The organism is Robertmurraya korlensis, from assembly GCF_023715225.1.
Taxonomy (GTDB): domain Bacteria; phylum Bacillota; class Bacilli; order Bacillales; family Cytobacillaceae; genus Robertmurraya_A.
The window spans coordinates 169,967-185,342 of the sequence record NZ_JAMBNS010000007.1; the positions used below are offsets into that span (position 1 = coordinate 169,967).

A 15,376-nucleotide genomic window follows, 5' to 3' on the forward strand; every position below is an offset into this window, starting at 1 on the left:
TCAGTTCCGCCCAAACGATTTTTCTCCTACTTGAATAGGCTGGTGTCAAGGGGGTGAATCATTTGAAATGGGGGAATTTCTTGCTCATCTTCATTAGTGCATTAGTTTTATTATTGATTCCAATCTTCTATCTTCAATCTGATTCAAAGGAAACCAGTCATAACGAAAATGAAGTTACTACCACCAGTACAAACGAGCAACCCGATCAAACTACAGAAGAAAACGCAAATAATGATGTAGGAAATGAAAATGCCAACACAACTATCGATCCAAACACTGATTATTGGGGAGTCGATTCTGCATCATATACCACAGAAGAGTTATACGCCTGTGTAAATGAAAATTTCGGAAAGCCTACTGTTTGGGGGAGATATCTAGGGACGATTGATGGTGTTTCTAGTGGGTTAACAACAGAGGAAGTGGAATATTTACATGCAAATGGAGTAAAGATCCTTCTTATTAATAATCAATTTAACAATGCAACTGGATATGAAAATGGGGTGGAGCAAGCGAATATTGGGATCTCTTTGGCAGGGGAGTTAAATGTGCCAGAGGGTGTTGCTATATTTGCAGATATTGAACCAAATTATCCTGTTGATTCTGCCTTTATTCAAGGCTGGTATGATACGATGATGGCCTCTCCTTATGAGCCAGGAATTTATGGGGTATTCTCTCCGGATAGTGCATTAGTTAAGGCGTACCAAGCTGCTATAAACGAAAATCAAGATATTCAAAATAAGGTAATTCTGTGGACGGCTTATCCTCATATAGACGTTACCACACAAGCAAATGCACCAGTAAATGAGGCAGGGGCTCCTGAAGGTTCACTTTTGTATGGTTGGCAGTATGGAATTGATGCAGCAACATGTAATATAGATACAAACCTGTTTAAAGGCAGTTTATTCGATTTTCTTTGGTAATAATCCCAATCAAAAACCTCTTTCCTTAAAGGAGAGAGGTTTTTTGTATATTTAATAATATTAACTAATAAATATGCTGGAAATTTAGGGGCACTTATATTATATTAGAAAAATAGTAATAAAGTTGAATAAATATTTAATACTATGTAATTTTATAAATATACCTCTTTCAATATATAAAGGAGTGTTACTAATGAACAATCAATTAAAACAATATGTAGAGACGATACAAAACAAGCTATGGGATATAAGCGATTCCCTTTACAACGAACCTGAGTTAGGTGATCAAGAATATAAATCTATGGAAAAACTAGTCGCGTTTCTAAAGGAACATCAGTTCGCAGTAGAAACTGGAATTGTCGGGCGGTCGACTTCCTTTAGAGCGGTATACGACAGTAAAAAAGAAGGACCAACGATTGCCTATCTCTCCGAATACGATGCTCTACCAGGAGTAGGACATGGATGTGGTCATAATATGATAGGAACAATGAGTGCCGGTGCTGGCGTGTTGTTGAGCAAATTGGTAGATGAAGTAGGAGGACGAGTGGTAGTGCTTGGAACTCCTGCAGAAGAAACAAATGGAGCGAAGGTTCCAATGGCTGAGCAAGGAATTTTTGATGATATTGATGTAGCTATGATTTTACACCCAGCTGACGAATCCTATGAAAGTGGGGATTCCTTGGCTATGGATGCAATTCAATTTACTTATTCAGGTCAGTCAAGTCATGCGGCTGCATCGCCTGAAAAAGGAATCAATGCTCTTGATGCAGTAATTCAACTCTTTAACGGTATTAATGCTCTTCGCCAGCATGTGACATCAGATGTACGGATTCATGGAATCATTAAAGAGGGTGGAGTTGCTGCAAACATTGTTCCCGATAAGGCAGTTGCCCAATTTTATGTTCGAGCAAAAAACCGTAGCTATTTAGATGAAGTTGTTCAGAAAGTAAAAAATATTGCTCATGGTGCGGAATTAGTAACAGGGGCGAAAGTTGAAATTACCAACTATGAACTTAGTTACGATAACATGCTAACCAACCAAACGCTTTCCGAACTTTTTACAGAAAATCTTCTTGCTACAGGGGTAAAAAAGGTTTTAAAAGCAAAGGACACATATGGATCCATTGATATGGGAAATGTAAGTCATGTTGTCCCTGCCATTCATCCGTATATTGGACTTGATTCACCCGGTCTTGTTGCCCATACAAAAGAGTTTGCAGATATCACCATTACGGAGAACTCTCATCAAATCTTGAGTAAAGGTGCACTTGCACTTGCTTCAACTGGGTATGAATTACTTACGAATAAAGAGATCTTTGAAAAAGTGGTAAACGAATTCCGAGAAACGAAAAGAATGCATGGATAATCGTACTGATTTATTAAGATAATAAAATTATAAATACAGTTCAAAGAATAGTCAGAATATTTTTATATTAAAAAAGCTACTTTTCAAAATTATAAGCATGTGTTATTATTCATTCAGTTGAATAATTATTCGTATACATCATATAAGCATTTTATTAGGGAGGAAACAACATGAAAAAGTTCGGTTTACTTATTACTTTAATTTTAACGTTAGTATTAGCGGCATGTGGCCAAAATAACGATTCTGGAAACGGTGAAGCAGAAGAGGGCAAAAAAGTATTAACGATGGGAACCTCTGCAGATTTTGCTCCATTTGAATCTCGAAACACATCAGGAGAAGTAGAAGGCTTTGATATTGATCTAGCTAAATACATTGCAGAAAAATTAGGTTATGAGCTGAAAATTGAAGATATGAAATTTGATGGACTCATTGGCGCGCTGCAAGCGAAACGTGTTGATCTAGTATTATCAGGTATGTCTGCTACAGAGAAGCGTGCACAGAACGTAGATTTTTCTACTCAGTATCATCATTCAGGTGAAATGTTTATTACATTAAAGGACTCTGAAGTGACATCCCTTGAACAATTGAAAGGAAAAACGGTGGGAGTTCAGTTAGGTACGATTCAAGAAGAGGGTGCTCGTAAGCTTCAGGAAACAGTTGATTTTGAAATCAAGGCTGTTGACAATGCAACCATCTTGATTCAAGAATTGCAATCGAACCGTATTGATGTAGCATACTTGGATAAGTCAGTAGCTAGAGGATATATTAATGAGCAAGGATTAGCAGGATTTGATGATCCTACTTCTAGCTCACCAGGAATGGCAGTTGCTTTTCCAAAGGGAAGTGAACTAGTGGACGAAGTAAACCAAGTCCTAAAGGAAATGGAAGAGAACGGGAAGCTAGACGAATTAAAAGCAAAATGGTTATCTGAAGAATAATTTAACCAGAAAAATATTAAAGTGAGGTGTAAGGCATGAATTTGGATTTTAACCAAATTGTGCCTTATATTCCTTTTATCTTAGAAGGAATATGGGTTACATTACAGTTTGTCATTATATCAATTATCTTTGGTTTTATTTTAGGAACCCTATTAGCATTATGTAAAATTTCAAAAATAAAAGCGTTGAACTGGTTTGGGGATGCATACACCTCTATATTCCGTGGTACGCCATTAATTTTACAGTTAATGATCATTTATTTTGCCATTCCACAATTGACAGGCTATGATATTTCTCCGTTTTTATCAGCTATCCTTGCTTTTGGTCTGAATTCCTCTGCGTATGTATCGGAAATTATCCGTGCGGGAATTCAAGCAGTAGATAAGGGTCAAACAGAGGCTGCTCAAGCTCTTGGGGTACCTTATCGATTGATGATGAAGGATATCATTTTGCCACAGGCTTTAAAAAATATTTTACCTGCACTCATGAATGAATTTATTACATTAACGAAGGAATCGGCGATTGTCTCAACTATTGGGTATTTAGATCTTATGCGCCGAGCTCAAGTAGTCGGTGCTGATATTTATCGAAACTTTGAACCTTTGATTTTTGTAGGGGTCATTTATTGGCTACTTGTTATGGTATTAACGATCATTGGGAAAGTTGTTGAAAGGAGGTTGAAGTACAGTGATTAAAGTGGAAAACCTCTATAAACAATTCGGTGATAATGAAGTACTAAAGGGTATTTCGACCAATATTAATAGCGGTGAAGTTGTTTCAATTATTGGACCATCCGGGTCTGGTAAGTCAACTTTTCTTCGCTGTATCAACTTATTAGAAGTGCCAACAAAGGGCACCATCTCGATAGATGGTCAAAGTATTACAGATAAAAATACAAATATACTTAAGGTGCGCCAACAAATTGGAATGGTTTTTCAGCATTTTAACTTATTTCCGCATTTAAATGTACTTGATAACTTAACGTACGCTCCAATCAAAGTAAAAGGAGAAAGTCGACAAGTAGCGGAAGATAAGGCTCGTAAATTACTTGCGAAAGTGGGACTTACTGAGAAGGAAAAAGCATTTCCAAGTAACCTGTCAGGTGGACAAAAGCAACGTGTGGCTATTGCTCGTGCTCTAGCGATGGAGCCGAACTTAATGCTTTTTGATGAACCAACATCCGCACTTGACCCTGAAATGGTTAAAGAAGTTTTGAATGTAATGAAGGACCTAGCAAAGTCAGGTATGACGATGGCGATCGTGACTCATGAAATGGGATTTGCTCGTGAAGTGGCTGACAGAGTATTATTCCTTGATGGTGGGGTATTGCTTGAAGATGCAAGTCCAGCTGAGTTTTTTAGTAATCCTAAAACAGCAAGAGCGAAAGATTTCTTAGAGAAGGTATTATAAATATGTTATGTTAAGGGCTATCCAAATGGATGGCTCTTTTTATTTGTAAAAAAGTTTATATTTTTGCCAAATTAAAGGGCTTTTTATTATTGTGAAATTATTCCCAGGAAACAATTTTGGACCTGATTTTATTAAGGGAATAAAAGCACCACTTCCACAAGTAAATATTATGCCTACGGGTGGTGTTAGTCTTGAAAATGTCGACCAATGGATTAAAAACGGATGTGTAGCAGTAGGAGTAGGAGGAAATCTATTAGCACCAGCTAAAACAGGAGATTATGACCTTATTAAAGAGTATGCTATGCAGTATGTTGAAAAAGTTAAAGCTGCACGTGGGGAAAATGTGTTACAAGCGAAAACTATATAAATATGAAAGAAGGGTATTCAGGACATGAATACCCTTTTACTAGATTACATATTTTCCATTAAACGTTTGGCGATCTTTGCGTAATCGTCTCGGTCTATTCCTGGAGCAAATTCCTCCGGTAATTCCTCTAAATTTGGAATCGGTGCACCCTTAGGAGCTCCAGTAATTACTTTGAGTTGGTTTCCATTTTCAGGGTTTGTTCCTTTCCAAATTTTTGAGATATCAGTATAATGGCCCACATCATTCCAGGTATATAAAACATTAGATAATCCTTGATCCTCAAACTTTTTCGCATGGTCGAACTTTCTATTAGATAGATCAGGAATTGGTACCATTTTTTTGACATCTACACCAGTAGCAATTTCTAATGCTTTAGCATAAGCGAGTACATGTGTCCCACCTCTAACAAGTAAGTAACCTATCATTTCACGAGCAGTTTCATGTTCTGTCATTTCATATACTCGCATCTTATGTGTGCGTGCTCCAACCTCTAAAAAGAAATTATGAAGTAAATCTAGCACTAAGTTTCCGCTGCTAAACACATTGTCTCCGGTCCAAGGACGCCCCATAGAATCACCTGCTATTGCCGTTTGAGCAGTAGCTATAAAGTGATAGGTACTACGAGCATCCATGCCTTCACGTAAAGGGGTAACATCTGGATCCCCTGGAAAAGTGTTCCCACGTGATAACAAATTTATGGTATTACTAACAAGCTCCACATGACCAAATTCTTCAGCCGTAATACTTGCAACGAGATCGTAAAAAGGTTTTAATTTATCCTTCTGACGGAAGTTAAATGACTGATACATGTAATTGTTTAAAGTTGACATTTCTCCAAATTTTCCACCTAACAACTCCTGAACAGCTGCGGCTGCATTCGGATCACCATGCTCTGGAACGGGTAGGTCAATCAACAATTTATTTTCACGTTTAAACATCGAATGACCTCCTTATGCTCTAGGAATAACCCAGATAATTTGTTGTGTACGAATAAAGAATGGAGAACCACCTGATTCCACGACAATATGGTCAGGCATAACAGACTTAAGTAATCCAGTTACAGTCCCTCTGACTGTTTGGACAGCAACCATTCGCCCTATAATCCCTTGGAATGCATGATACACATACGAGTCAATATGACTGACAAAAGATGGTGTTTGTTGATTCATGAAGTTTCACTCCTTTGTTTTGTATATCAAACAGTTATATGTATGAAGAAATAGGAAAAATTATACATAATTAAATATAAACTATTATTTTATTCAGAAGTTTCTTGACATTATTTTTATAGATTGGTAAGGTTGAAAAAATTTCAATCCAAGTTTGAGATGGAAGGGAGTCGCATACGTTGAAGAATATCAACCCAATTGATGCTATTATACAAGAGCATTCACTAGTTATATTAGATGGAGCAATGGCTACCGAACTTGAATCGCAAGGATGCAATTTGGATGATCCTCTATGGTCTGCTCGTGTGTTACTTGAGAATCCGCAGCTGATTTATCAGGTGCATTTAGACTATTTTCGGGCAGGTGCAGATTGTGCGATCACTGCAAGCTATCAAGCAACAGTAGAAGGATTTATTAAACGTGGATTACAAGAAGAAGAAGCCTTGAAATTGATAAAAAAGACAGTAGTGCTTGCGAAGCGTGCAAGAGATGACTTTTGGCATGAAGAGCAACAACTTGATAGACCCAAACCATTGGTAGCAGCATCTGTGGGTCCATATGGTGCGTTCTTAGCAGATGGCTCAGAGTATGTGGGGAACTATGGAGTAAGCGATAAAATCCTTAGAAGTTTCCACCGTCAGAGAATGGCGGTACTTATTGAAGCTGGAGCTGATATTTTGGCATTTGAAACCATTCCTTCCCTTCAAGAGGCGAAAATATTAATCTCTTTATTGCAGGAGTTTCCTGGAACTTATGCCTGGCTTTCTTTCTCCTTGAAGGACGAAAGGTCAATAAGTGACGGTACGTTGTTACAAGAATGTGCTGAACTTACGGAGAAATGTGAACAAATTGCTGCTATTGGATTCAACTGTGCTCCATTAGATTATGTTACAGGTGCCATTAGCTATCTGAGTAACTATACAGAAAAACCTATCATTGTTTATCCAAACTCTGGGGAAACGTATGATCCTGAGACAAAAACTTGGCACGGTCAAGAATCATGCAATACCCTCGAGTCGAAATCAAAAGAGTGGTACGAAGCTGGAGCTCGTTTAATTGGAGGATGTTGCCGAACATCACCAAAGGATATTGAAGCTGTAGCGGGGAAGTGGCGCTAATTTCCGAGGAAATATCAAAAACTTCGTGAGGATTTTCCATAATTCGCTAAAAGTATTTACAACTATATTGCAAAAAACGCAAGTGACATTGAAAAGTCACTTGCGTTTTTTTATGAAATTAAAGCCCTTGGCTTAATAGCCATGCTGCCTCACTTATCTCAACAGTATCCTCAGTGGGCGTCCTATAAGAAGATGTTTGTTGAACATTTGCGTTTGAATTATTTCCTTGGAGTCTTTGGATTTCTGTTTTAATTTGCTGGATTTGTTTTTCAAGTTGTTGTATCTCTTTTTGTTTTTTGTCCTCGTCTTCTTTCGACGCTTTTACATTTTTCATTTGGTTTTGAAGTTGTTGCTTTTGCTTTTCTAATGCTGCAATGGAAGTGCATGATTGATTCGTAGAATAATATGTTGTAGAGTTTGATGCAACGGATATTTGCATAAATTAATACACGATCCTAAAAATTAAATAGGGATTTTACCCAGTCCCAAAATGATCCCGAATTTTCTGATGTTTGATCAGACGTTTGCATTGCTTGTTTGTTTTGACCTCGTGGATCTCCTGACATGTTTGACTGAGCAACTGTAGAATTGGTGGTACTCGATACAGAAGCTTCGGTAGTTTCAACCGTATTAGAGGTTTCCGTATTTTCTACTTCTTCAATCTCTTTATCAAAAACTAAAACATAAGTTTTTCGGTCATCTCCATTTGTTACGGATACAGAGATTGCGGTTTTTGCTTGATCCGGTAGAGCAACTGTCGTATTCGTGCTACCTTCGATTTCAACCTCTGCCTCACTTTCATCCGTTGTAGCCGCAATCGTAACACTAGTTACGTCTGTACCGACAGCAATATGATAGGTATAGGTATCTGAATCAAAGGCTTTATTCCAGGTTCCTGATGAAACGGTTAGAGCTGATAGATTAGCAGTAGTTGGAGTTTCCGTTTGTGCTCCAGTACTACTTGTCGAAGTTCCCTGAACAGTCGATGAAGATCGAGTCGACCCAGAGCTAGTTTGTGCAGTTGATACAAGATTGGTCATAGTCGGTTGGCTCGTAGTTGTTGTAGTTTGATTGGTATTGGTTTTTGTATTGTCAGTCGTATTTGTATCAATAGAATTGCTTACCATAGCCGCTCTTGTGATCGTAACAGTATACGTAGACTGATTTCCATTTTCTGCTTTGACCACGAATGACACGGTGGTTTTGCCTACTGGAAGTTCGATGGTATGGCCTTTTTGGGGATCCACAGTAGTTCCTTCCACATTAACAGTAGATGTGTCGACTGAGGTTTCAGGTTTAATTGTTATTGAGCTTATGGAATTTTCTACAGCAACTGAATAGCTTGTTATAGAAGGAGAAAAATTCAGAGTTCCACTAGAAAGAGTAAGATTTGATAGGTTGCTATTTTCATTTAATGCTCGAAAAATAGTTAGAGTATATGTAGTTACTTGACTACCATTTAGGAGCGTTATTGTGAAAATATTTTCACCTGTATTAAGTGAATAGCTCAGCTGCTCTTTACTGGTAACTTCCTCTCCATTTACCGTTACAAGTGTGCCAACGATTTCAGTATCCAGAAGTAAACTCATGCTATTTGTATCATTTGAAACAGTTGCTGTGTAGGTGGTAACATCTTTCGAAAACGTTTGATCGAGCTCAAACTCAAGTATTTCAAGTGCAGACAATCGAGTTGTACTTTCTGTTGTTAGGCTTTCCTCGGCACTAGCGTGATGAATAGGGAAAGCAGAAAAAGTAGCGAAGGTAATCATGGATCCAACAATTGCTACATTTAGCCCTTTTTTTATATGCATGATGCACCTCATTTCATAGTTTCTCTTAAAATATCATCTGGCCATGATCATCATGGCCAGTGAAAACTTATTCCTGACGAAGCGCTTGAATCGGATTTAATTTTGATGCTTTGTTAGCTGGGAACACCCCAAAAACAATTCCTATTAGTAGGGAAAATAGGAAAGCAAGTAATGCAACAAATGGAGAGTAAGAAATGGTGATGCTAGAGAATACCTCCATTAGTTTTGATACTCCTAATCCAATGACAACTCCAATAAAACCTCCGAGTGTACTTAAAACAACTGCCTCTATTAAAAATTGTAATAAAATTGATTTTCGATTGGCTCCAATGGCTTTTCGTATTCCGATTTCTTTCGTTCGCTCAGAAACGGAAACGAGCATGATGTTCATAATTCCGATACCGCCTACAAGTAAGGAGATGCTTGCTATGCCACCAAGCATAAGGGTCATCGTATCGGACACAGAAGTCATCGTTTCCATTAAATCCTCTTGACTTGATACAGAATAATAGTCACTTGAATTCGGAAAAAGGGTAGTCAGCACACCCTGTACTTGGAACATGGCACGATTTACATAATCTTCGCTCTCCGCTTGAAAATAGACGGTTCCGATTGCTGTACTCTGTGTTATTCTCTGAGTGGTTGAAAGGGGAGCGATCATAACGTTATCCCCACTCGTACCGAGAGAGGTACCAACGGAGTCTAGCACTCCCACTACTTGGAAGGATACACCTTCAATTTGTACACTCCGTCCAACTGGGTTTTCATATGGAAACAAGGTTTCAGAAGTAGTTGATCCAAGTACAACCACCTTCTGTCGTAGTACATCATCCATATCGGTAATAAATCGACCTTGACTGAGAGTTAAATTTCTAACGGTTAAGTAAGAAGGGGTGGTACCTGTAATTGATACTTGTGCTGTATTATCCTGATTTTTAGCATTTATACGCCCAGTAACAACAGGGGCCACCTCTGATATACCATTTAATTCTTGAAATTCGAGAATATGATCGTCCTTTAATTGGACTGATTCCGTATCATTTACACTCAAGGTAATCAGGTTTGTTCCTAAGCTTCCGATTTCATCCGTTACAGACTGAGAGGAGCCTTGTCCAACCCCGACAAGAGTGATAACGGAGGCAACCCCGATAATAATTCCCAACATCGTTAAAATGGCTCGGATTTTATTGCTCTTGATACTCTTGAGTGCCATTTTGATAGATTCGACTAGGTTCAAACCAATCACCTCCGTTTTCGTATAGCTGTCCATCATGGATACGAACGATTCGATTGGTTTCCTTTGCAACCTCTAAGTCATGAGTAATAATGACAATCGTCTGTCCGCGTTTGTTTAATTCTTTTAACATCTGCAATAATTCTTTACTAGTTTTGCTGTCAAGTGCACCAGTAGGCTCGTCAGCAAGAAGTACAGGAGGATCACCAGCTAAGGCTCTTGCTATGGCAACCCTTTGCTGCTGTCCACCTGAAAGTTGTGTAGGCATATGGTGGATTCGTTCACCCAGGCCCACTCTTTCTAGACTATTAATGGCTTTTTCTCTACGTTCTTTTGCACTTAATCCTCGATACACAAGAGGAAGTTCGACATTTTCAAGGGCGGTCAATTTATTGAGTAAATTAAAGTTTTGAAAAATAAACCCGATTTTTACATTTCTTATCGCTGCAAGCTCATGGTCCTTCATATTGTTGACTTTTTTTCCGTCAAGCAAATATTCACCTGAGTCTGGTTTGTCGAGGCAGCCAATCATATTCATAAAAGTAGATTTTCCTGAACCAGATGGTCCGATGATAGAAAGGAAATCTCCTTCATTAATTTGAAGGGAGACCTCTTGTAGTGCTTTGACCGTTTCGCCGCCTAGTTCGTATGATTTGGACATTTGATTGATTTCAATGACTGAATTTCCCATATTACTCTCCGCCTCTTCCTACTCTATCAGTAGGAGGTGTGCCCATTCCACTGCCACTAGGAAAGCCGCTTGCTCCGCCAGTTCCAGAAAAATCTCTCATTGCCCCTCGATCAGTAGCTGAGTCACTGCTCGAAGAGAGTGTAATAGCTAGTTGAATTATTTGCCCTTCCTCAAGTCCAGAAACAATCTCAATATTTTGGTCATCATTGATTCCTGTCTCTACCACTTGCTGGGTAGTAACCGCTTCTTCATCTTCACTTGTCGCAGACTCTTGGATCATTACATATTTTTCATTGCCATTAATTTTTACAGCTTCTATTGGAACATAAAGAACACTTTGTTTGCTTTCCGTTGTGATATTTACTTCAGTGGACATTCCTATTAAAAGATCTTTTGGATCATCAAATTGGACCGTTACCTCAAAGCTAGAAACACCATTTGTAGAAGTTCCTTCTTTAGACACCTTTGTAACCGTACCTGTAAATGATTCATCAGGATACGCGCTTGCAGTGATCTTTGCTACTTGTCCTTCTTTAATACTTGCAATGTCTAACTCATCTACCCCAATCACTGTTTGAAGAGTTACATAATCGGTCACATGTGCAACAACTTGCCCGTTCTGTAGGTTGTCACCAGCTTCCACATCAAGAGTGGTAATTGTTCCAGCATGTGGAGCAGTAATTGGATCGCTTCCATCCGTAAAAGTAACTAACTCAGTTCCTTCTTCGACCACATCATTTTCACTAACAAGAACCTCGTCCACTTCTCCTCCAGAGGCTGCTGCCACGTCGTTGCTATTAATGGATGCAACGGTGCCAGAACCACTAACTTGAACCTCAATATCTCCTCTTTGTACGGTAGAAGTCATGACTTGTGCTTCCGCAGTAGCAACTGTCTGATTGCTCTTATAAAGCCAAAAGCCCCCTCCAGCTAACAGAATCACAACAACTCCAATAGACATCCATTTCTTCAAACCTTTTACCTCCTTAAAATGAAAACATCGTTATGAGTTCATTATTACGAGGAAACCTTAAAAAATCCTTAAATTTGAAAAGGTAATTATTTGAGTGGAATTTGAAAATACCACAACATAAAGCTAATAATACCCATTGATAACACATAGGTTAAAATTGGACGTGTATAATGTAATCGAATCATGCTATACATGACTGGATAAAAGAGGAAATCCATCCAGTAAGAATAATTATTATGTAAAAGAAGTCTGTCGAATTTATAGAAAACATATTCGATTGCCATGGAAGAGAGGACCCATTGGCCAATAAACCTAATTTGTCTAAACAATGACTTATTAAACGGATAAAATGATAAGTACAAAAGAGTAATCGCGGGCAAGGTAATAAACGTATATAAAAGATCAATAATGGTGTGTGACATAAGGAAATAATCCGGCTGATATTCCCAAAGCATTTTGTCATGACAAAAGAAGTTATATAGTAAATTACATGTAATCACATAAAATATAGTGTGATTATATTTCAACCATTCTCGCCAATTTCCGAATCGGTAGGCAAGCAAGAATACAAGGGTAATTAATAGTAAGTGCATCGTTTTCTCCCTACAAATAAAAATGTTTGTGTCAGTATTATTTTTCCAATTAATTGAAAAAATATGTTAAAAAAGTATTGACGAAAGGTTAAATATTCTATATATTATCTAATAAATTACAATTCAATTTGCGATGAAAAGGACATGAATGTTACTGTACGGTTAATAGAGAGGGAAGACAAGGCTGGAATCTTCCTAACGCAGCTGTCGCATTTACCACCTTGGAGCTGTATTGGTGAAGTCATAGTAATCAATACCGTAGCTGCTACGATACAGCAAAACGAAGCCATCTCTCTTGTTAATAGAGGTGGGAAGTTGGGTGGAACCACGAGACAAACACACTCGTCCCTTGTTAGAGGGATAGGTGTGTTTTTTGTTTTTTAAAAGTAAATAATTCAAGCAAAGAAAAGGACATGAGTGAGACTGAACGGTTAACAGAGAGGGGAGACAAGGCTGGAATCTTCCTAACGCAGCTGTCGCATTTACCACCTTGGAGCAGTATTGGTGAAGTCACAGTAATCAATACCGTAGCTGCTACGATACAGCAAAACGAAGCCATCTCTCTTGTTAATAGAGGTGGGAAGTTGGGTGGAACCACGAGACAAACACACTCGTCCCTTGTTAGAGGGACAGGTGTGTTTTTTTTTTATAAAGGAGGCCATAACAATGGAACTAAATATTCAATTCCCTGATGGAAGTATGAAAAGATATCAAGAAGGTGTTACTTTAGAGGAAATCGCTCAAGGTATAAGTCCAAGTTTGCGTAAGAAAGTGATTGCCGGTAAGGTGAACGGAAAGATGTTTGATTTGGGAAGAGAGATCCACAACGATGCAAGTATTCAATTGCTTGAAAGAAATTCAGAAGAGGGTATTGAGATTATGAGACACTCTACTGCTCATGTGTTGGCTCAAGCAATTAAACGGTTGTATAAGGAAGTTCATTTATCTATCGGCCCAGTGATTGATAATGGATTTTACTATGATGTGGATGTCCCGGAAAGCATTACAGTAAAAGACTTAGGAAAAATTGAAAAAGAAATGAAAAAAATCGTTGCTGAAAACTTAAATATTGAAAGGGAAGAGTGGTCACGAGAAGAAGCGAAGCAAGTTTTTTCTTATGATCCTTATAAGCTTGAATTGATTGAGGCTATTCCTTCAGATGAAAAAATAACTGTGTATCGCCAAGGTGAATTCTATGATTTATGCCGTGGCCCCCATGTACCGTCCACTGGATATGTAAGAGAGTTTAAATTAACTCATGTATCGGGAGCGTACTGGCGAGGGGATAGCAATAATAAGATGTTACAAAGAGTCTACGGTGTTGCATTTTATTCAAAGGAAGAACTTGAGGAATATTTTCACTTTTTAGAGGAGGCGGCTAAGCGTAATCATCGGAAGCTCGGAAGTGAACTTGAACTGTTCATGTTTTCTGAAGAAGCGCCTGGAATGCCATTTTACTTAACAAACGGACAATTGATCCGAAATGAACTGGAAACATTTTTAAGGAAGATTCAAAATTCCTTTGATTATAAAGAGGTTCGAACTCCTTTTATGATGAATCAGCGTTTATGGGAACAATCTGGTCATTGGGATCACTACAAAGACAATATGTATTTCTCAGAAGTGGATGAACACAGCTTTGCTTTAAAGCCAATGAATTGTCCTGGGCATATGCTAATATTTAAGGATAAGCTTCGTTCTTATCGTGACCTTCCGATTCGTATGGCGGAGTTTGGTCAGGTACACCGGCACGAATTTAGTGGTGCACTTAATGGGTTGTTACGGGTAAGGAGCTTTTGCCAAGATGATGCACATATCTTTGTAACACCGGAGCAAATTGAAGATGAAATATCTTCTGCTTTAAAACTAATTGACTATGTATATAAAGTCTTTGGATTTGAATATAGCATCGAGCTATCGACAAGACCGGAAGATTATATGGGGGAAGAGGCGTTATGGGATCGAGCAGAAGGGTCTTTGATAAATGTGTTGAATAAACTTGGTCTGCCTTTTCAAGTGAATGAAGGGGACGGTGCCTTTTATGGACCTAAGATCGATATTCATATAAAAGATTCATTAAAAAGGAGCCATCAGTGCGCAACAGTTCAGCTTGATTTTCAAATGCCTGAAAAGTTCGACCTCTCCTATATTGATGAACAAAACAAAAAGGTCAGACCTGTTGTTATTCACCGAGCTGTATTTGGATCTATTGATCGCTTCCTTGGTATCTTAATAGAGCATTTTGGTGGAGCTTTTCCTGTATGGCTAGCACCAGTTCAAGTCAAGATTATTCCAGTTTCAAATGATATTCATCGTGAGTATGTGGAGAATGTAAAACAGTTACTTAAAAAGGAAGAAGTGCGTGTGGAAGTTGATTTTCGTGATGAGAAGCTCGGATATAAGATAAGAGAAGCACAAATGAAAAAGATTCCTTATGTATTAGTAGTAGGTGATCGTGAACAGGAAATTCAATCGGTTAGCGTGAGACAGTATGGTAATGAGACAACTGTGGATATGAAATTTGAACAATTTGCTAGCATGCTACGAGAGGTGATTGTTGACAAGAAGTTATAAATCGTCGGAATAACTTTAAGAAAATACTGAAAACAAATTGTAAATTGGAAGAGAATAGTATAGTATGTATGTTGGATACAGGGATTAACGCCTTGATCTATTGAATGATAAATGAAGGAAAATAATAATGCAGGTTAACGGACTCTAGATATATACGCTAGATTTTATAGCCACCATAAGCAATAGGAGAGATTCCTATTGCTTATGGTGGC

17 protein-coding genes and 1 pseudogene are annotated in these 15,376 nt (G+C 38.2%); 10 read left to right on the forward strand and 8 right to left on the reverse strand.

Annotated features, from left to right (window positions below; translation table 11 throughout):
• The first annotated feature begins 62 nt into the window (after nucleotides 1-62).
• The 6 genes and pseudogenes from M3175_RS14180 to M3175_RS14205 all read left to right on the forward strand — a co-directional run.
• Entirely contained in the window at nucleotides 63-920 is an 858-nt protein-coding gene (locus tag M3175_RS14180; protein WP_251519972.1) for a glycoside hydrolase domain-containing protein, read from the forward strand.
• A gap of 193 nt (nucleotides 921-1,113) precedes the next feature.
• The gene (locus M3175_RS14185; protein ID WP_251519975.1) at nucleotides 1,114-2,286 is read left to right on the forward strand and encodes a M20 family metallopeptidase; all 1,173 of its coding nucleotides are present in this window, start codon (nucleotides 1,114-1,116) and stop codon (nucleotides 2,284-2,286) included.
• Between the two features lie 170 nt (nucleotides 2,287-2,456).
• A complete protein-coding gene (locus M3175_RS14190) occupies nucleotides 2,457-3,224 on the forward strand; it encodes a transporter substrate-binding domain-containing protein (RefSeq protein WP_251519978.1) in 768 nt (255 codons plus the stop codon).
• A gap of 35 nt (nucleotides 3,225-3,259) precedes the next feature.
• Nucleotides 3,260-3,919 carry an amino acid ABC transporter permease gene (locus tag M3175_RS14195; RefSeq protein ID WP_251519981.1) on the forward strand — a complete coding sequence of 220 codons (660 nt, stop codon included), beginning with the start codon at nucleotides 3,260-3,262 and terminating at the stop codon, nucleotides 3,917-3,919.
• Nucleotides 3,912-4,634: an amino acid ABC transporter ATP-binding protein gene (locus M3175_RS14200; protein ID WP_251519983.1), complete on the forward strand. Its 723-nt coding sequence runs from the start codon at nucleotides 3,912-3,914 to the stop codon at nucleotides 4,632-4,634. The genes M3175_RS14195 and M3175_RS14200 overlap by 8 nt, the downstream gene beginning before the upstream one ends.
• Nucleotides 4,635-4,722: 88 nt before the next feature.
• Nucleotides 4,723-5,001: pseudogene (locus M3175_RS14205) on the forward strand (beta/alpha barrel domain-containing protein); the annotation flags it as partial.
• Between the two features lie 44 nt (nucleotides 5,002-5,045).
• On the opposite strand, the gene M3175_RS14210 reads toward M3175_RS14205, so the two are convergent.
• Nucleotides 5,046-5,939, reverse strand: a complete 894-nt coding sequence (locus M3175_RS14210; protein WP_251519986.1) for a manganese catalase family protein — start codon at nucleotides 5,937-5,939, stop codon at nucleotides 5,046-5,048.
• Nucleotides 5,940-5,951: 12 nt separating this feature from the next.
• Nucleotides 5,952-6,170 (reverse strand): YuzF family protein, encoded by a 219-nt coding sequence (locus tag M3175_RS14215; RefSeq protein ID WP_251519989.1) that lies wholly within the window; start codon nucleotides 6,168-6,170, stop codon nucleotides 5,952-5,954.
• Between the two features lie 188 nt (nucleotides 6,171-6,358).
• Here M3175_RS14215 and mmuM point away from each other — a divergent pair, with 188 nt between their 5' ends.
• A complete protein-coding gene (gene mmuM / locus M3175_RS14220) occupies nucleotides 6,359-7,288 on the forward strand; it encodes a homocysteine S-methyltransferase (RefSeq protein ID WP_371321698.1) in 930 nt (309 codons plus the stop codon).
• Nucleotides 7,289-7,406: 118 nt separating this feature from the next.
• Here the strand turns inward: mmuM and M3175_RS14225 are convergent, their stop codons facing one another.
• The 6 genes from M3175_RS14225 to M3175_RS14250 form a co-directional block, all read right to left on the reverse strand.
• A complete protein-coding gene (locus M3175_RS14225; RefSeq protein ID WP_251519992.1) occupies nucleotides 7,407-7,727 on the reverse strand; it encodes a FlxA-like family protein in 321 nt (106 codons plus the stop codon).
• 16 nt (nucleotides 7,728-7,743) lie between these two features.
• Nucleotides 7,744-9,099 (reverse strand): cadherin-like beta sandwich domain-containing protein, encoded by a 1,356-nt coding sequence (locus M3175_RS14230; RefSeq protein WP_251519995.1) that lies wholly within the window; start codon nucleotides 9,097-9,099, stop codon nucleotides 7,744-7,746.
• Nucleotides 9,100-9,166: 67 nt separating this feature from the next.
• The gene (locus tag M3175_RS14235; protein ID WP_251519998.1) at nucleotides 9,167-10,312 is read right to left on the reverse strand and encodes an ABC transporter permease; all 1,146 of its coding nucleotides are present in this window, start codon (nucleotides 10,310-10,312) and stop codon (nucleotides 9,167-9,169) included.
• Entirely contained in the window at nucleotides 10,284-11,024 is a 741-nt protein-coding gene (locus M3175_RS14240; protein ID WP_251520001.1) for an ABC transporter ATP-binding protein, read from the reverse strand. Before M3175_RS14240 ends, M3175_RS14235 begins: the two co-directional genes overlap by 29 nt.
• A 1-nt stretch (nucleotide 11,025) precedes the next feature.
• The gene (locus M3175_RS14245) at nucleotides 11,026-11,997 is read right to left on the reverse strand and encodes an efflux RND transporter periplasmic adaptor subunit (RefSeq protein WP_251520003.1); all 972 of its coding nucleotides are present in this window, start codon (nucleotides 11,995-11,997) and stop codon (nucleotides 11,026-11,028) included.
• An 86-nt stretch (nucleotides 11,998-12,083) separates the two neighbouring features.
• On the reverse strand, nucleotides 12,084-12,590 hold the full coding sequence (locus M3175_RS14250; RefSeq protein WP_251520005.1) for a CBO0543 family protein: 507 nt from the start codon (nucleotides 12,588-12,590) through the stop codon (nucleotides 12,084-12,086).
• A 144-nt stretch (nucleotides 12,591-12,734) separates the two neighbouring features.
• Between M3175_RS14250 and M3175_RS14255 the strand changes: the two genes are divergently transcribed.
• From M3175_RS14255 to thrS, 3 genes are read left to right on the forward strand one after another with little or no spacing between them, the layout of a single operon-like run.
• Nucleotides 12,735-12,974: a hypothetical protein gene (locus M3175_RS14255; protein WP_251520007.1), complete on the forward strand. Its 240-nt coding sequence runs from the start codon at nucleotides 12,735-12,737 to the stop codon at nucleotides 12,972-12,974.
• Nucleotides 12,975-13,003: 29 nt separating this feature from the next.
• The gene (locus tag M3175_RS14260) at nucleotides 13,004-13,282 is read left to right on the forward strand and encodes a hypothetical protein (RefSeq protein WP_251520009.1); all 279 of its coding nucleotides are present in this window, start codon (nucleotides 13,004-13,006) and stop codon (nucleotides 13,280-13,282) included.
• Nucleotides 13,257-15,164, forward strand: a complete 1,908-nt coding sequence (gene thrS, locus M3175_RS14265) for a threonine--tRNA ligase (protein ID WP_285852283.1) — start codon at nucleotides 13,257-13,259, stop codon at nucleotides 15,162-15,164. The genes M3175_RS14260 and thrS overlap by 26 nt, the downstream gene beginning before the upstream one ends.
• Nucleotides 15,165-15,376: the final 212 nt, after the last annotated feature.